An 18,682-nucleotide genomic window follows, 5' to 3' on the forward strand; every position below is an offset into this window, starting at 1 on the left:
ATAAATTTTATCAAATTTAGTTATAATCTGCGTAAGTTTTTTTAGGAACATGCCAGAAATGCCTGAGCCGTAAATAGTCGATCCCGGAGAGAACGCAGATTACGCAGATTACACAAATTCACACGAATAAATAAATTATTATTGTTTTGAGAATCGACCGATTTTAAACAATACATAAATTGTGATAATTTGCGTAATCCGCGTAATTTGCGTTCCGATAGTTTCTATATAGATTCGCTTTCGCTTCTTATTCCACCACAATCTTCTGCACTTTAACCAACTTGTCATACCCCGATAGCTTCAGGATATAAATACCTTTTGGCAAATGCTGCAAATCGAGTGTTTGTCCGCTTATTTTTCTCTCGGGAACAACGATTGCTCCGCTAATGCTTGTCAGCGAAACAGACTGAACTTCTTCCGGTAGATAAACGATTCCCGATTTGACGTAGGCAAACAGTTTGTTTCCGGCGACTTGTTCAATGCTATTAATTCCTCCGCTGTTGGATGCGCCTTTAGTCCCTCCGGCAAGAAAAATGCTTAGCTTTTCTGCCCCATCGGTCTCACGGCCAACAGTTTTGGCGTTTCCCGAAGAGTTCAGGGCAGGCATTCTTACGTCGAAATAGTCCAGTTCGGCGCCATTGTCATCAAAAATTTTGAAGGCAACATCCTGCGTTGCACTGATACCCCATGTAAAGGCTACTTCTTCGTTGACGTCCCGGGCCCAGTATAGGAATCCTTTGGCCTGAATGGTTGTTCCGCTGGGAATAAACCAGTTGTCAACGCTGTTTGGTGTGGCGGGCGTACCGATTTTTTGAAGCGAATAACCGGTCAGATCAACGGCAGCGTCTTCGGCGTTGTAAATTTCTATCCATTTATCGTTGCCGCTTATTTCGTTCACATATATTTTCTTGGGGTTTGCGGTTGGCGTTTGAACTGTTCCGGCGCTATTGGAAGCTCCTGCTGTTCCGCCGTTCAGGAAGATGACCAATTCCTCGGCTCCATCGGTTTGTCGTCCAACGGTTCTCGATTTTCCTTCGCTGAAAAGCGCCAATCTCACTTCCAGTTTACTCAACTCGGCGCCGATATTGTCGAAAAGTTTGATTGTAACGTCCTTTTTGGGCGAGATGCCAAATATAAATGTTAGCTCTTCGTTCTCGCCTTGCGACCAGACTTTAAAGCCTTTGGCGGGGATGGTAGCGCCTGCGGGGATAGCCCAGTTGGATGCGGTTCCGGCTTCATCCAGTTTCTGAATCACGTAGCCCGACAAGTCGATGTCGCTATATTCGTCATTGTAAACTTCGATCCACTTGTCATTTCCGCTTATCTCGTTGATATAAATCTTTTTATCCGATGTCGGCGGAATATATTGTGTGCCGGTGTTGTTGCTGGCATTGCGTGTGCCATCATTGGCGAACAGAATCAGTTCGTTTGCGCCATCGGTTCTCCGGCCAACAGTCCGGTGGTAATCCTGAGATAGTAATGTTGCAATTTTTACCTCAAAATAGTCGAGTTCCGTGTTGTTTTTGTCAAAAATTTTGAAGGCCACATTTTTTTTGGCCGAAATTCCCCAGGTAAATGTTACATTGGCATCGGCGCCTTGTGTCCAGCTCAGGAATCCTTTGGCGGTGATGAAAGTACCGGCGGGTATTACCCAATCGGCAGGGATTCCCTCCTCGTCAATTTTTTGGATGGTGTAACCTGACAAATCAACAGCTACATTTTCGGCGTTGTAAATTTCAAGCCATTTCTCGTTGCCGCTTATTTCATTGATGTAAATCTTTTCGTTGGCAGCCTGTAACAGGTTGAAACTTAGCAGTAAAAAGCCAAGAACAGCGAATGTTCTTTTGAGGGGAAATGATAACTGTGTGTTCATGATTGAAATTGTTTAATAGCTAATAGGCTACGAATATAGCAAATAAATCTGAATCTGACAATATGCCAATAAAATAGCCCCAGTAAGCTAAACACATTTCACCGGAAAAATGACATTTCTTAGGGAAAAAACGCGTATTATTTCCCTCTTACCAAGCAAGTATATATCTCTTCAATGCTTTTCAGATGTCCTTCGGGCAGTTTTTTATCGGGAAATACCAATAATTCTTCCCATTCCACCGGAAAAATGACCGATTCGACATATTCGCCTGCTGCATTTTTCAGAATCTTGTTATTTAAGCCCAGATGCTTGGCCATAAAGTCGTACATGGCATGGCGTTTGCTTGGGCCGTAATCGTGCTTTTCGTTGGGCAGATGTACGTTCTCACTTAGCTTTTCTTTGCCATAGAACGAGTAGATTCGTTTTATGAAAGGGTATTCCTGTGTGTTTACCGTACGCGTCCAATCTCCGCCATCCGATACAACCAACATGGGGCGTGGAGCAGCCAGGGCAGCTATTTCGGCATTGTTGGATATGGGACTGCACATCAGGTGGATAGGTCGCCCGCTTTCGCATGGACAACCGCCCGGAAAGAAACAGGATACCTGCACTACCGGAACCGAAACAGCGATGCGCGGATCGATTGCGGTTGCCAGAAATGTTTGCGTACCACCTCCCGACGCGCCGGTCATCCCAATACGCTTGGCATCGACATCGGGCAGGGAGATTAAGAAATCGACAATACGTGTCGAGGTCAGCGTTTGGATGGATTGCGCCAATCCGGTGCGATGGATGCTGTGGCCTGCATGTAAGCCCGATTCGCCAATGCCAAACATATCGTAATTATAGACTACGGCGCCCATTTTTGCCAGCGAAGCGCACATTGTCTGACTGGATTTGGAGAAACGTGCATTCTTTTCGGAAACTTCGGCAGGGCCATGTCCCTGTGCCGACAAAATAGCCGGATGTTTGCCCGATTGCACACTCAACGGGCGATACAGGTTGCCGATTGCCCACAATCCGGGCATAATTTCAATCGCCACATTCTCAATTGCATAGCCATCTTTGACTATTCTTCCGGTAAAGATACTGGCCGGAACATTCGGTTTTAGTTGTTCGTCGGGGAGGAGCAATGCCTCGCGAATGCCCTTTCTCAGGCGCTCCTTCCGCTCTTCCCACGACCTGGTTGTGTTGAACAAGTCCTTGAGCCTTGCCAGTTCGGCAGCTCCTTCTTCGGGTTCTATTGCTTTTCTGAAGGTGGAATCTTTCGTAAAAAATTCCAGCCTGTTCCAACTTAAATTCTGTGCCGATAATGCTCCAACAGCAGAAAACAGGATGCAGCAAAATAATATCGTTTTTTTCATGTGTAGTAATAATTAACTCATCCTCGGGGAGTATCTCATAAGCCTGTCATCCCGTGCTTGACACGGGATCTCCTGACTCATCATTGGTAGCCAGGAGATTGCGGGTCAAGCCCGCAATGACAATCCCGGAAAGGAGACTAATGAGATAGCCCCAAGAAAATTGGTTGTATTTTAACTCTCAATTCCTAATTATCTTAACTCCCTTGGGTGCACTGATTTGTGAGGTGGTTTTTCCGTCGGCATCCTTGGTATGTTTCACTTTCAGTACGCCGAATGGAGTAGGATAGCTTCCTTCTACCCAAGTCAGGTCGCCCAGATGCGGTTCTATTTTTATGGTTTTGCACCCCGGTTCTACGACTTGTATGCCCAATATATGTTCGGTCATCCAAGCTGTTGGGCCCGAAGACCATCCGTGGCAGAAACTATGCCTGAAACCTGGGTAACAATATGCGCCGAAATCGCCGTGGATGTCTTTTTTACCGGCAGGTGTCAGTTCGTCGAGGCGTGCGGCATTGTCGAGCCATTCCATATTGAAGTCTTCCCAAAAAGTGGTAGCTCCCATATCGAGCATTCCGCCCCAAAATTGGCGGATGACGTCTATTGCTTCCTGATATTGTCCGGCAAGAGCCTGTGCCTGAAGCATATAATATCCGTAGAACGTAGAGAATCCTTTGGGTCCACCCACCGATACTACATCGTTACAGGCTTTCTGCGGGTCGAGGATGCCGGCGATGGCCATCAGTGCGGCAGCTTGTTTCAGGTTGTTGTGGTCTTTTACAAAGCGATTCATGCGGTCGGCACATGCCACCGATTTTTTTGCGTAGGCCGGTTCGTTTAATATGTTGCAAAGTTTTTCGGCATCGTGCATCGCCCACACAATAAGTGCGCGGTATCCCGATTCCACCCCTTCCTGATTGGGCGTTGACGGCCAGTCCAGAAAGCGCCGGGGGGCTAAAGTTTCCACGCCGTTTTCATCTATTTTCTGGTCAACCTGATCAATCAATCCCAGTATATAGGCTTTGTGTTTTTTCAGGAAATCCAAATTGCCGTTTTGCATGTACCATTCGTAATTGATAATGAGGTACCACATCGAGTAGGCGCTCATATTGTTCATCCATCCGGGCAGCGGGAATTGCTTGCAGGCCAGGTCGAGACTGTTGGGTACGATTTCATTGCCGCCGAATGCGCTCATAATAGAAGACACTTCGGGGTGCATGTCGCCCAACCACACCAGGCGGTCGCGCTTGATGCCGTCCCACAGGTATTCCTGCATGTTCAAGTGAACGGTGTACGCTCCTGTCAGCCATATCTGATTCAGGCGTTCGTCGCTACTCTTAAACGAGCCCAGATAAGGGATGTCGCGGTAGCGGAGGATGGCGCGCGCTTCTTTCAGGCGGATGGTTGTACTTTTTTGCAAAAGATCGATTCTCACAAAACGGAAGCCGGTGTTTCCTATTTCAATCATTCCATCCCGCGGTATTTCCATCACTATATCGCGTTTGGCATGGTCGTCGGTCGAAAAGCCTACTTTCCATTCGTAGTTGATAGCCAAGCTGTTACACTCGCCAACCGATTCGCCAAAACGGATGCGTACCAACGAAGGTTCGCGCCTCGACGAGCCACCCATCACCAGTTGCAAGCCGCCGTGCAGTTCTTTTCCGTAATCGAGTAGGATAGAGGCTGTTTCGTTGGCTGTGCTGGTCATCATGCAGGTGTTGCGGGCGCCCATTTCGGGTTGACTGTTTCCTTGTCGCAACAACAGGTCGTCATTGGTAACCAGTTTCCCTCCTTCGCCATCGTATTTCCATACAATGCGCTGAGGTGAAATGTACTGGCGGGTCAGTTCATCTTTTTGTGTTTTTCCCTCGTATTCTGTTCCGAATACCGGAGGAAGTTCAGCCCTGAGGGCCAATGGCGTTCCTGCTAAAAACAGGAACATGGCAGTAAATAGTTTTTTTTTCATGGTGTGTTTGTTTATTTAATAGCCTCCCACCCCCCGTAGGGGGGATCCAAAAGTCCCCCTACGGGGGATTTAGGGGGCTCCCTACGGGGGGTGGGGGGGCTGGTTATTCTTCTTCCAACTGCTTAGCTTTGACTTCCGCTTCGTCAATCAGCTTTTGTCCTTGCTTTTTAGCTTCATCCACTAATTTATCGGCTGCGAGTTTTACGCCTGCTTTTGCCAATGGATTTTTAGTGGCGCTGACTTGCTTATCGCCTTGTTCTTTAGCTGCTTGAACCAATTTATCGGCGGCGGCTTTTGCTTCGTCTCTCAGTTTTTGAGCTTGCAGGGCTTTGTCGGTTGCGAGGGCGGCAACTTCTCCTGTTTTGCCGCCTTTGCCTCCAAGCAATTGGTCAACGGCCGAACTGGCTGCATTACTCAACAACGATTTGGTGTCGATGCCTATTTTCGGGTTGGTGAATGTTCCACCGATGGTTATGCCGACGTTATTGATAAAACTGCTCGACATGGACTTCGGAAGAGTAATTATTCCTTTATAGTTAATGGATTCGTCAAGGCTTGTACTTCCTTCCAAATTTAATTTTCCCTCGCTACCAATATTGATATTGAAGGGTTTAGTGGTGATTTTACCGTTTTCAACCTTAAACGGAATATTCAAATCTTTTGTCGAGAAGGAGTTCAACGAACCCGAACCCAGCTTCAATGCCGACGATAATTGGCTCAACGCTTCGATGCCTCCTATCTGCACATCGCCGGTTTGCAATGCTCCGTCTCCGGTTAATGCGCCCAGCATTTGCAGCAGGTTGTCGCCCATGGTGGTATTGAATTTGAAATTCATCGAATAGTTTCCGGTAATTTTTTCAAAAACGGGAGCAAATTTCCGAATGGCTTCTACCTGTTTAAAGGTCTCGGCAAACGACACTTTGCTTAGCGCCAGTGATAAATCGACTTTAGGCTTGGCCGGATTTTCGGCTGTGCTGTACGACCCATTCACTTTACAGCTTCCTCCCAGCGCATTGGCCGAAACGTCTTTCATGGTAATGGTTCCATTCGCTACGTTGATAGCTCCGGTGAGGTTGGTGAGGGTTACGTTTTCGTATATCACTTTATTCATCGAGGCGTTCAATGCAAAGTCGATGTTTTTGGGCGCTTCAAAACTACCTGTTGCGGAGGATGTGTCTGCTGCTGTGGCAGTTTCATCATCACTTATAAAGTCGTTGGCGTTGAAGTAGTTCGATTTCAGGTTCAGTTGTCCTTTCAATGTCTGGTCTTTCAGGGCGTAGGCAATAAAGTTTTCGAGGCGACCGGTTGCCGATAAATCGTTTTGCCCTATCTTCACATTAAGAGACGTGAGATTTACATATTTGGGCGTAAAATCCAATCTGGCTTCGTTTATAACAACCTCAGGCATATCCGGCGACTTGTAGGTCATGCTGCTCAGCGCTAATTGTCCCGCTGCGGTTACATTCCCGTATTGTTCTTTCTCGATGGCCGACAGGCGGGTCGCAAGATCCAGGTTGGCAGTTAATTTTCCGTTCAGTTCGGTGCCTTTGTCCAGAGGATACACTTCTTTAATCATTCCCAAATCGAGTTTGCCGTCCACATGCGCTTTTACAGCCGGGTCGCTTATCGGTGTCTGTACATTGAAATGAGCGCTAAACGGATTGCCACCCAAATTGAAATTGAATTTGCTGACATCTATCACCGTATTATCCAGCGATCCGCCTTTGTTATCGACAAGCAAATCGACATTGATATTGTTCACCGACTTGGGCAAGGAAGGATACTGGAACATGGCATCTTTAACCAGTAACTTTATATTGAAAGCCGGATAGACATCCCCATCCATCAAGCCTTTTACCGAAGCGTCGAGCGATGCTGTCCCCGATGTTTTAATGTCTTTAAAATCTTCGGTGTACATGGCAGGCGCTATCGAAAGAATATCCTTGAACTGGGTATCGGGTGCATTCAATTTCAGGTCGAAATCAATACCTGTTTCTCCAATCATAGCCACCGAACCGTCAATTTGCGCTTTTATTTCGTTCAATTGTATTTTGCTTTCATCAATGGTAAACTTCATGTTTTTCAAATCGGCAATTAAAGCAGCGTCGATAAATACCTTCGCTTTGTTGAGGTAGGGAATACCGTTCATGATATACGACAGTTCGCCAATGGTTGAATTTGTTTTCAACCTGGTTTCGTCGGCATCCATATCTCCCGAAAGCGTTCCGTTCCAGTTGGTCAGGATAGCCTTCATACCCGATAGCTGGTCATCGTAGGTAATGTTGCACGAATTAATGTCCACTCTTTTCAGGCTCAGATTGAAAGCCGTACTTTCTTCGGTGGTAGTCGTATCTTTCACAATGTCCCAGTTTGCCCGTTCGTCGGGTAGCAGTTTGGCATAAACCTCAGCCCGGTCCACTTCTATTTCGGAAATTTCGTAATTCCCGTTAAATAGCGAAAACAGGTTGATGGTGGCGCTAAGCGATTTGGCCTTTACCAAGGTATCGCCCTCGAAGTCGTTGATACCGCTCACCGATACATCGTCGAGCGATAATGTGGCATTGGGGAAGTTAGAAAAAAGATTCAATCCGAAATCCCCGATGGCTACTTCCGCATTCAGTTGTTCGTTGGCAACTTTTATTACGGCATCCTTTATTTTCCCTTTGAATAGAAAGGGGGTTGCGATCATTAAAATTAGAATGACACCTACAACAATTCCTGCAATTTTTAAACCTTTTTTCATAAGTATATCAGTTTTGTGATGTTATATAAATATCTTTAGTCGCTTGTTTACGGCAATTACTCCTGCCGACAATAGCATACTGAAGAAATAAATGAGCGCCAAACAATGTATGTTGAATTCGCCTCCTTCATTAAATATCTTCACAACGAGCGAAATAGCTATCACATGAACGAAATAGATTCCCGAAGCCAATTGTCCGATATATCCATCATCCACTGCAAATTTAGAATGTTTCAGGACAATTAAAAACAAAGCGGGACAAATAATGAGCGATACGGCGAATGCATCCAGTATTTTCATGGATGCGTAATAATAGGATATATACGATTCAATCCCCATCAAAACAAAACACAAAACCGTTGTTATATACAAATGTATATTCTTGATGCGCTTTAACTTGTCTTCATAAGCCTTTATGTAGTATCCTAAAAAGACAAAGGGCAGGGCATTGAATAAGCCATTGCGCGAAATCACCAGTTTAATTGCCCGGGGGATATCCGAATCTATCAGATAATACTGTATGATGTATCCGATAAAATAGATGACGACTATCAGAATTAACAGCGTTTTATCGCTTTTGATTGCTTTTTTCAGCACAAACAGCCCGAATACGGCCAGCATCAGAGCCGGCAGGTACCATAAATGATAATATCCGAAAACAACAAACAATGCTATCTGGGTATGCGAACGGCCAAGGAAAAATGGAATGAAAATCAATGTCCAGACAATGTATATTTTCAGCATTCGCTTTAGATAAGAATAAATACCTTGCCGGTTGTTAAGCTTGCCTTGTATGAAGTAGCCGTTCAGCAAGAAGAAACAAGGAACTGCGATTCGGGAAATACCGTTGGATATGAGCCATCCCCCCAAATTAGCCTTGTCTGCCGTGAATAGCGGAGACATGTGTATGGTCATAACCAGTACACATAGAAATAGTTTAAAATAGTCGATAGTTACATTTCTTTCTATCATAAACTTTCCAACATGCGTTTGATTACTGTTTGTGCCGAAATTTCGCGGTTGGCGGCTTCGGGTATTACAATAGACTGTGGGCTTTCGATTACATCGTCGCTGACAATCATATTACGGCGCACAGGCAAGCAGTGCATGAAATATCCATTGTTGGTCAAAGCCATTTTGTTTGTTGTAACAGTCCACGAGGTATCTTTGTTCAGGATTTTACCATAATTTGGGTCTTCGTAGGCTGCCCAGTTTTTGGCATACACAAAATCGGCTCCGGCCAATGCCTTGTCCTGGTCGTATTCTACTCTGGCGCCTCTTACAAACTTAGAATCAAGCTCGTAGCCTTTGGGGTGGGTAATAACGAAATCGACATTCGCTTCATTCATAAAATCGGCAAACGAATTGGGTACAGCCTGCGGCAAGGCTTTGGGATGAGGAGCCCAGGTAAGCGCCACCTTTGGACGGTCGTTTTTTTTGTATTCTTCAATGGTAATCAGGTCGGCGAATGCTTGTAGCGGGTGCCCTGTGGCCGCTTCCATACTGAATACGGGTTTTCCCGAATATTGGATAAACTGATTGAGTATTTTTTCGTTGTAGTCGTCGGCCTTGTTCTCGAACTGGGCAAACGCACGTACGCCTATTATGTCGCAATAAGAACCCATAACCGGTATGGCTTCGAGGATGTGTTCTGTTTTATCGCCGTCCATCACTACGCCGCGTTCGGTTTCCAGTTTCCACATTCCTTGGTTTATGTCGAGTACTATGGTGTTCATACCGAGGTTCATACCGGCCTTTTGGGTACTCAGGCGTGTGCGGAGGCTGGAGTTGAAAAATACCATCAGCAGGGTTTTATTTTCGCCCAGATGCTTGTATGCATACCTGTTTTTCTTGATTTCAAGCGCTTCTTTAACTGCATTTTCAAGATTTCCTAAATCTTTGACATTTGTATAGGTTCTCATTATAAAAATATTTTTAGTCGTTTATTCAATTCAATAATCCCTGCCGATGCTATCATCGAGAAGAACAGAGTAATCGGTAATATGTATATATGGTCTTCACGAGGGTAATTCAGTATTGTTCTTACAAGAATAAACATCAGTATATGAACGAAATATATTCCAGAGGCTAATTTGCCGATATAGCCATCACTTGGCGCATACTTGGAATATTTCAGAACAAGTATAAATAGCGTGGGGCAAAAAACAATGAGGGAAACATATAAATCATTCGGAATTGATGAACGGTCGGTGTTGCCTGCTTCCACCAAAAGTGTGATAAAACTGAGAATAACCGGAAATAACAAGCCGTATAACTTGATGTTTTTTATCTTTGCTTCGATGCTTCTAATATAATAACCGCCAAAAATAAAGGGTAATCCTATAAAAATGGCATTCTTGTACAAGATAACGTTTATTGCCGCATAAGCAAAAGGATAAATATGGTTTTGAATATAATATCCACAAAGAATAAGAACAATAGAGCCGATGAGTAATACCTGGTTATTGTTTACCCATTTCCTCAGGAAGTATAACAATAAAACGCCTCCTATCAAGGCCGTAATATACCATAAATGGTAGTATCCGGCGATTAAGAATACCGGAATATATGTTGTATCGTAATGAGAGAATCTCACGTAATAAATAGCCGTCCATACTATATAGAGTATAATTAAACGGATTAAATAGGTTTTTACAAATTTGCAGTCTCTTATTCTTTCGGCAATAAAGTAGCCGTTCAGCAAGAAGAAACAAGGAACTGCGATTCGGGAAATACCGTTGGATATGAGCCATCCCCCCAAATTAGCCTTGTCTGCCGTGAATAGCGGAGACATGTGTATGGTCATAACCAGTACACATAGAAATAGTTTAAAATAGTCGATAGTTATGTTTCGTTCCATCATCAATCACTCAAATAGTCTGTTCTTTTATTTTTTCGGCTATATGCTTTTTTGCTTTTATGTATCTTGTTTGTCGAAACCCATCCCGGTTGAGCCGATAACTGGATTTCGCGGTTGGCTTTTTTTACGGCTTTTATGTAGTCTTCAACAGTTATTTTATTGGAAGACTTTTTCTTTTTCTTTGGCATGAGAATATGACATTTATTTCTCCTTTTTTCTATCTTCGATTCTTAGTGCATCCATTGCATTTAGTGGGCTAACCACCTTCTTACCTGTTTCGGCTTCGAGCTTTAGGCGAGCTTCAAGTGCGATATTCCCTCCGCGTTTGGCAACGTCCTCGTTTCAGGATTAGAAACTTCGGATATTTCTTTTGTGGATAGCTCGGCAAGCATATTAATCACCAGTTCTTTATTTGTCATATTGTCGCGCAGGTTTTCTTTTTTCAAACCTTTGAACTGTTTGTATTCTTTCGCCGTCTTTCCCGCCCATGTTTTGTAAATAATATCGGTTAGCGAGGCAAATTGTACACCTTCCTGTAAGCCGTGCCTTTTCCATTCGTCCGTTAAGTCCTTGCGAATTTCAATGCTTTTCAGCCGTTGGTTTATCCAATTGTCAGAATAGCCCAAACGTTTGTAATCGGTCATGGCTTGTTCTATCGACAATTCGGGGTCTTGCATTTGGTCAAGACGTTCCTTTGCCACTTGTGCCAGCCATTGCTTAAATGGTTCCGCCTTGGGTGATGGGACAGATTGTATGATTCTGAAAAGTCCTTGAATATTGGAGGCTTGTATTTTTCGCCGTTTCCCATCCACGGTTCTCATTTCAACTGGGGTGCAAATTGTACCCCAGTTGTTTTTTAATTGTTCATCGCGGCGTAACATTTTTTTGATATATTGCTTTACATCTCTACTTTCTGTCAAGATTTCTACAACATCCTGAATCGAAAAATACCACTCTTCTTCGTCTTCGTTCCATGCGGTACGCACCTTCTTCTCTTCAAATAATTTTATAGCTGTTTGCTTATCCATGTTTCCCCGATGTATTACTTGTATTGTCGTTTACCACCTTGTCTGTCCTTCTCCCTCTATTATCCACTTATACGTGCACAATTCTTCCAGTCCCATGGGGCCGCGGGCGTGTATTTTTTGTGTGCTGATGCCTATTTCGGCTCCCAGTCCGAATTGGGCGCCATCGGTAAATGCTGTTGATACGTTGGCGTAAACACTGGATGCGTCCACCAATTGCTCGAATAGTTTCACCGATTGTTCGTCTTCGCTGATGATGGATTCGCTGTGTTTCGACCCGTATCTGGCGATATGTTTCAATGCTTCCTGTATATCGGAGACGGTTTTTACAGCCATTTTATAATCCAAAAACTCGATGCCAAATGTATCCTCGTCAGCCTGTTTCAACAGATTTTTCGGATACCCATCCGATAAAGCTTCGTATGCCGGTTTATCGGCGTATAGTATTACGTTTTTTTCTTGCAACAGGCTACACAGGTAAGGCAATTCTTCGAGGCGTTCTTTGTCGATAATCAGGCAATCGAGGGTGTTGCATACGCTCACTCTGCGGGTTTTGGCATTGAATATTATCTTTTGCGCTTTTTCGCGGTCGCCGTATTTGTTGAAGTAGGTATGGCATACGCCGGCGCCTGTTTCTATCACCGGAATGAGCGATGTTTCGCGCACAAAGTTGATGAGCGATTTTCCGCCCCGGGGTATAATCAGGTCGATGTAGTCTTTTGCTTTCAACAATTCGGCAGTGGCTTCCCTTTCGCTGGGCATAAGGGTGCACACATTGGGGTTTACATTGTGGTTGTCAAGCGCTTCCCTGATAATATCCACAATGGCCTCGTTCGAGAACCGCGCATCCGAACCGCCCTTCAACAAGCAAACATTCCGGGTTTTGAAACAAAGCGAAAATACATCGAAACTCACATTCGGGCGGGCTTCATACACAATGCCGATAACGCCAAAAGGAACGGCTTCTTTTCTTATCCTCATGCCGTTTGCGTGGGTCGATTGTTTCAGTATTCGTCCAACGGGAGAGGGCAGTTTTGCTACATTCCTTATATCGTTGGCAATCCCCAGAATCCGATCTTCGGTCAGTAATAGACGGTCGTACATCGGATGGTCTTTATCCATCCGCTGCAAGTCTTTTTGATTTTCGGAAAGGATATGATGCATCTTCAATTCGGCTTCTCTGGCGATGGCTTCCAGTATTTCACTGGCAGTAGTTTCATCCAGAAAACTCATCGATTCGCGTGCGTCATACGCTGCTTGAAAGAGGCTTTGATAGTCTTCCATAATTCTATTTTTCTAAGTATAAATAGTCGTAATGAATGATTGGTTTAGCTTGTTTTGCTCCTATTTCCTGTCGCGCTTTTTCGCTGTTGCAGGAGGGCTTGCCTACGCCGATTTGTATGCCTTTTTCATCCATTATTTTCACAATGTCGTCGGCTTCAAATTCGCCCATTATTTTTACGATACCTACCGGCAACAGGCTGATAGCCTTGTTTCCCAGCAATACTTCCCTGGCTCCTTCGTTGATGTATATCTCGCCTTTGGCAAATCCTTCGGAGTGTGCTATCCATTTTTTTATGCTCGAAACTTTCTTTTTGTCGGGGATAAAGCGGGTATAAGTGCAGTCCGGTTCTTTGTTGACGATGAGGCAGAGTATATTTTCTTTTTTACCGTTGGCAATAATCACCTCAATGCCTTCTTCGGCTACTTTGCGGGCGATATTGTACTTGGTTTGCATACCGCCTCTTCCCTCCGAAGATTTCGATGATTGTATGTATTCTTCGATGTTGTCTTTTTTGACATCAATTTCCCTGATGACTTTCACGCCTGCATCCGCCGGATTTCCGTTGTATATCCCGTCTATATTGCTCAAAATGATTAGTTTATCGCAATCCATCATGGCTGCAACCAAACCCGAAAGCTCATCGTTATCGGTAAACATCAGTTCGTTGACCGAAATGGCGTCGTTTTCGTTCACTATCGGAACAACCCCGTTCTCGAGCATGACGGTCATGCAATTGCGCTGGTTGAGGTAGTGCCGCCGCGTAGAGAAATCTTCTTTTGTAGCCAGAATTTGCCCGCAGGTGATTTTATGCTGGTGGAAAAGGGAATAATAATGGTTGATAAGCTTAACTTGCCCGATGGCCGAAAATAATTGCCGCGCCGAAACCATATCGAGTTTGTTGTGAGATTGTATGTCGGCTTTTCCGGCAGCTACTGCCCCGGACGAAACTACAATGACCTCAATGCCCGATTTCTTCAGCTCAACAACCTGATCGACAAGCGCCGACATGCGCGTAACGTCCAACGTACCGTCTTTGCGGGTCAGCACATTACTGCCTATTTTTACAACGATTCTTAATCTCTCTTTCTCTTTTTCTTTCATTTTCTTTCAGAAGAAAAATATGACAGTTCTTTAAAAGTCCCCCTACGGGGGATTTAGGGGGCTATCCGTTCTATGCTTTCCATCTTTTAAGCGCAGGAAAATACTGCTTCATTTGGGCGATGGCTTCTTCCTTGCTCAGTTTTTTGCCCGAATCTTTGTTGAAATCGTCCAAAAACTGAACGCAATGTTCTATCATTCCGTCCATCGTAACATCTTGTGTAAAAGCTCCTTCTTTGTAGCAATAGCAACAATATTCCTTGTTTGCGCCACCATCTTTGTTTGTGCCATATTGCCCGTCACTTAACGGCATCGCACAACTTTGACAAAATTCCTGTTCCATAATTTTTATAATTAGAGCCCCTCCAGCCTCCCCTACGGGGAGGCTGGAGGGGCTGTTTTTAGTTACATCCGCAACCGCACTCGGGGGCACAGCCGCTATGGTCTTCGCCACAATCGCATCCTTCGCAATCGCAACCATGGTGCGAGAATATGGCCGCAATTTCTTCGGCGCTGGCATCTCTCACGGTCAATACTTTTCCGGTGAAGTTAAGGGTTTCTCCGGCTAGCGGGTGATTGAAATCCATGGTTACTACCTCATCTTTTATTGCTACTACCGAGCCATTCAGGCGGTTACCGTCGGCATCCATCATCGGCACAATGTTTCCTTCAAAAACAACCGTGTCGTCTATTTTGCCATCTACTTCAAATATATCTTTCGGTAGATCTACAACATGCTCATCGTCATACTCTCCGTATGCCTGTTCGGGAGTAAGGGTAAAACTGAAATTATCGCCTTCCGATAAATTATCGACCTTTTCTTCAAAGGCGGGAAGCATTGAGTTGGTTCCGAATATAAATTCAAGCGGATTTTCGGGGGTTGCCCTTTCCATTAGTTCGCGGTCTTCACCTTCTCCTACATTCAAATCGTATGTTAGCGAGACAAATTTGTTCTGTGAAATTTTCATTTTTATAATAGTTTAATGTATGTTTAATCAGTTATAAGTAGAGACGTGGCGTGCCACGTCTGTACACACAAGTTTTTAAAGTAAATGGTTTGTTTTTAACCAACGTTTTCCTGCTGGCGTAAGACAATAGACCAGGAATACAGCACAAGGTATCCCGATGATTATAAAACCGATAATTGCTCCCATTATTATTACCTTATCATTTACAAAAAATAACTGTTTACTCAAATATGAGCATTAATCCTTATCAATCGCCTCCCTAAGCCTCCCAAGCGCCTCTTCGAGCGTCGAGCGCGGACAGCCTGCGTTTAAGCGCATATAGCCTTCGCCCCCCTTGCCGAACATGCTGCCGTCGTTTAATGCCAATCGTGCATCTTCAACGAACAAAGATACTAATTCTTTTTGTGATAATCCTAATTCTTTGCAATCGAGCCACACAAGAAATGAGGCTTCGGGCAACATTGCTTTCAGTTGCGGAATATTTTCTTTCAGGTAATTATCGACAAACAGAATGTTTTGCCAAATATATTCTTTTGCTTCTTTCAACCAGTTTTCGCCGTGTTCGTAAGCGGCTTGCGTGGCCGTATAAGCAAAGATATGCCCTTCGTCCAGCTCGCTGCTGTGCAGGTAAGCATGAAATTTATGCCTTATCTGCTCGTTGGGAATAATAGCATACGAACTGACGATACCCGCAATATTGAATGTTTTGCTTGGCGCCATAAACGTGATGCTGTTCATCGCCGCTTTTTCCGAAACAGTAGCGAAAGGGATGTGTTTGTGCCCCTCGTGCGCCAAATCGGAATGTATTTCGTCCGAAATCACCAGTATCTTGTTGTCGAAACAGATTTCGGCCAGTTCAGCCAGTTCGTCTTTGGTCCACACCCTTCCACCCGGATTGTGCGGATTGCAGAGAATCAGCATTTTGCAGGAGGAATCAAGCTGATTTTTCAGGTCTTCGTAGTCCATCGTATATTGGCCTGCCCTTAAAACCAGTTGATTATTCACAATCGTCCGGTGGTGCAAAGTCGGTACAATCCTGAACGGGTGATATACAGGTGGTTGAATAATCACTTTGTCGTCTGTTGTGGTAAAGCAATCAACGGCAAAAGCGATGCCCTTCACTATGCCCGGAATGTAGTCGAGCCATTCCTGCTCAATCGCCCAGTTGTGGTGTTTCCCTACCCAGTTGATAATGGCATCGTAATATTCCTGCGAGGGCTCGGTGTATCCGAAAATGCCGTGTTTAGCCCGTTCTATAATGGCTTCCGTTATTTGGGGTGGAGAAAGAAAATCCATATCGGCCACCCAAAGAGGAATCAGGTCGCTACGTCCGTACCTTTTCTCTAAAGCCTCTGTTTTCAAGGCATTTGTCCCTTTGCGGTCGATTATCTGGTTGAAATTGTACTGGTTCATAACAAGTTACAAATTAAGCCCCCTCCAATCACCCCCGAATGAGGAGGCTTTTTATTTACCCTCCTCTGGAAAGGCAAGAGAGGTGGAACAAAGATAGTAAAAAAGTTCAAAATTCCAGATTCAAGGTTCAAAGTTCCAGGTCAAACGCATGAAAAATTTAGTACTACTGTTACGGATGAGATTCCTCCCTTTGGTCGGAATGACTCGCCTGTTAGCGCTTTAAGGGATGAGGAAGCGGCGGCTTTGCCGCCGCTTCCTCATCCCCTCTCCCAAAAAGGAGACTGTCATTCCGACCAGAGGGAGGAATCTCCAGCTCATATCAGCAACTTTACCGAAAGGCATAAGCAGTAAATTTTTTTAAGGTTTGCCCTGGATAATATATCGGTGCAAAATCTAAAATATTGCGAATGCCCTCGGTACATTGAGCTAGTATTTCGCAGCCTGTTTCATTCTTTTATAGCATCATACAGGCAATAGCTGCCATCCGGTTGAATAATGTATCTCCCATCAATTTTCGATTTTTCAATCAAGCTGTCGGCCACACGATACCCCATTAATTCGCTCAGCTGGAAAATATTGGAGGATGTGTTTAACCGGCCTGTTTGCTTGTCGTAATATTTGCAGATAAGGCTGTCGGCATTTATAAACGCGTTGTTTTGCATCACAATTAAAGGAATGTGGTATTGTATTTTGTATTTGTTCAAAATGGCATGACCTTCGTTCACTTTTTCGCTGTGGTCGGAGAAGTAGTAAATCAGGGTGTTTTCTTCGGTTTTAGCAAATAACTTATATATTTCCCGAAGGACCCTGTCGGTGTGATGAATGGATTTATCGTAGTCGATGGTTTTTCCCGAAGAGCCTAGCATTTTTGAGTCTTCCCGGTCGTATTTATCATCATACGGCTGATGGTTACCGGCCAGGTGAACGACCATAAATTGTTTAACGCCGGGCTTTTGTATGTTGTCTATAACAGGAATCAAGTCCAAATCGTTGGGGGAAATATCGGGGCGGAAAACGCAGGTGTCCGAACTCTTTGCTATCAGATAGGTGAAATTTTCAACCCAACTCATCCTGTTTTGGTTCGATACCCAAGCTGTTTCGTAGCCGGCATCGTTTGCCAAATCTACTACGTTTTTATTATCAATAAACGGTTGGAAATTGAGGACGGTTGAAAACGAAAGGCATATCCTCACGGCATCTCTGGTTACGGATGCCGGAGATATAATATGGTCGTAGAATGATACTAATTCGGGACTTTTAGCCGATAGACTGTCGAGAAAAGACGTTGTTTTTATGTTGTATCCATACAGCGAATAGTTTTCCCTGTTGGAACTTTCGCCCAAAACCACTATAATTTTATCTATCTTTCCTTTCTCTTGGTCGAATAACACACCTTCGGGTAGTGTTTTTGTCCTGTTCATATCTTCCCTGAACTTGGCCATTTCGTCAAAATAGGCCGAAGCGATAAAAATATCATTTATTACCAAGGGGTATTTCCACCTGATGACCGATGAATAATATGCTGTTGTGGAAAGCGTTTTATTGTAGCGCGTTGTAATAGCTATATTTGACTTGAATTCGGCAAACGAAAACAATCCCGGCAAGATAAAAATTCCGAAGAGGATGGCTGCTGTGTAGAATAGGATTGTTTTGATTTTCGCCGGCTTCTTTTTTATTTCCAATGTCGATTTGTTTATCAGGAAATAAAGGACAACGAAAGCTACTATTCCGGCAGGAAGTACCAGCTTTCCCATTCCGAAAGCCTCGGACAGATTGGTTTCCATGATGGATGCCAATATGCCATAGTTCATTAATCCTCCGTAAAAACAGAAAAGCCCCAAATCTGCCGATATAAGAAGGGATACAAGAATGATGACAGGTATCCGAAATATGGTTCGTGCAAAAATGATAACGACCAACAGGATAAGAATTGCGTTCAATCCGGCAAAAAGGAGGTCTTTGGGCAGGCTTTCTCCCAAAATGTTGATTCGGAAGATGAACGCGATAATAAACAATAGCATATAAAGGCAAAGCGAGTATTTATATGCTTTCACCAATGAAAATAGGACGTTTTTCAGCTTGGTCATGTA

General features: G+C 44.2%; 14 protein-coding genes and 1 pseudogene. All 15 read right to left on the reverse strand.

From position 1 onward, the window contains the following. Window positions 1-247: 247 nt before the first annotated feature. Entirely contained in the window at window positions 248-1,873 is a 1,626-nt protein-coding gene (locus ACYPWY_RS07645; RefSeq protein WP_459684847.1) for a lamin tail domain-containing protein, read from the reverse strand. Between the two features lie 137 nt (window positions 1,874-2,010). Then, window positions 2,011-3,237, reverse strand: coding sequence for an alpha/beta hydrolase family protein (locus tag ACYPWY_RS07650; protein ID WP_459684848.1), 1,227 nt, complete (start codon window positions 3,235-3,237; stop codon window positions 2,011-2,013). A 178-nt stretch (window positions 3,238-3,415) separates the two neighbouring features. Beyond that, a complete protein-coding gene (locus tag ACYPWY_RS07655) occupies window positions 3,416-5,200 on the reverse strand; it encodes an alpha-L-rhamnosidase-related protein (RefSeq protein WP_459684849.1) in 1,785 nt (594 codons plus the stop codon). Between the two features lie 103 nt (window positions 5,201-5,303). Beyond that, the gene (locus ACYPWY_RS07660; RefSeq protein ID WP_459684850.1) at window positions 5,304-7,943 is read right to left on the reverse strand and encodes an AsmA family protein; all 2,640 of its coding nucleotides are present in this window, start codon (window positions 7,941-7,943) and stop codon (window positions 5,304-5,306) included. A 21-nt stretch (window positions 7,944-7,964) separates the two neighbouring features. Then, window positions 7,965-8,915: an acyltransferase gene (locus tag ACYPWY_RS07665; protein ID WP_459684851.1), complete on the reverse strand. Its 951-nt coding sequence runs from the start codon at window positions 8,913-8,915 to the stop codon at window positions 7,965-7,967. Next, on the reverse strand, window positions 8,912-9,865 hold the full coding sequence (locus tag ACYPWY_RS07670) for an N-acetylornithine carbamoyltransferase (protein WP_459684853.1): 954 nt from the start codon (window positions 9,863-9,865) through the stop codon (window positions 8,912-8,914). The genes ACYPWY_RS07665 and ACYPWY_RS07670 overlap by 4 nt, the downstream gene beginning before the upstream one ends. Continuing rightward, window positions 9,865-10,806: an acyltransferase gene (locus tag ACYPWY_RS07675; RefSeq protein ID WP_459684854.1), complete on the reverse strand. Its 942-nt coding sequence runs from the start codon at window positions 10,804-10,806 to the stop codon at window positions 9,865-9,867. Before ACYPWY_RS07675 ends, ACYPWY_RS07670 begins: the two co-directional genes overlap by 1 nt. Continuing rightward, window positions 10,806-10,991: a hypothetical protein gene (locus tag ACYPWY_RS07680; protein ID WP_459684856.1), complete on the reverse strand. Its 186-nt coding sequence runs from the start codon at window positions 10,989-10,991 to the stop codon at window positions 10,806-10,808. The genes ACYPWY_RS07675 and ACYPWY_RS07680 overlap by 1 nt, the downstream gene beginning before the upstream one ends. Before the next feature lie 13 nt (window positions 10,992-11,004). Next, a pseudogene (locus tag ACYPWY_RS07685) lies at window positions 11,005-11,831 on the reverse strand (BRO-N domain-containing protein). A 30-nt stretch (window positions 11,832-11,861) separates the two neighbouring features. Beyond that, on the reverse strand, window positions 11,862-13,112 hold the full coding sequence (locus tag ACYPWY_RS07690; RefSeq protein ID WP_459684858.1) for a glutamate-5-semialdehyde dehydrogenase: 1,251 nt from the start codon (window positions 13,110-13,112) through the stop codon (window positions 11,862-11,864). Between the two features lie 4 nt (window positions 13,113-13,116). Continuing rightward, window positions 13,117-14,214 carry a glutamate 5-kinase gene (gene proB / locus ACYPWY_RS07695; RefSeq protein WP_459684859.1) on the reverse strand — a complete coding sequence of 366 codons (1,098 nt, stop codon included), beginning with the start codon at window positions 14,212-14,214 and terminating at the stop codon, window positions 13,117-13,119. 70 nt (window positions 14,215-14,284) lie between these two features. Beyond that, complete coding sequence (locus ACYPWY_RS07700; RefSeq protein WP_459684861.1) at window positions 14,285-14,554, reverse strand: zinc ribbon domain-containing protein; 270 nt, start codon at window positions 14,552-14,554, stop codon at window positions 14,285-14,287. A gap of 58 nt (window positions 14,555-14,612) precedes the next feature. Beyond that, complete coding sequence (locus tag ACYPWY_RS07705) at window positions 14,613-15,179, reverse strand: FKBP-type peptidyl-prolyl cis-trans isomerase (protein ID WP_459684863.1); 567 nt, start codon at window positions 15,177-15,179, stop codon at window positions 14,613-14,615. A 237-nt stretch (window positions 15,180-15,416) separates the two neighbouring features. Then, window positions 15,417-16,592 (reverse strand): MalY/PatB family protein, encoded by a 1,176-nt coding sequence (locus ACYPWY_RS07710; protein WP_459684865.1) that lies wholly within the window; start codon window positions 16,590-16,592, stop codon window positions 15,417-15,419. 446 nt (window positions 16,593-17,038) lie between these two features. After that, window positions 17,039-18,679: a phosphoethanolamine transferase gene (locus tag ACYPWY_RS07715; protein WP_459684867.1), complete on the reverse strand. Its 1,641-nt coding sequence runs from the start codon at window positions 18,677-18,679 to the stop codon at window positions 17,039-17,041. Window positions 18,680-18,682 lie beyond the last annotated feature (3 nt).

Source organism: Viscerimonas tarda (assembly GCF_054601255.1).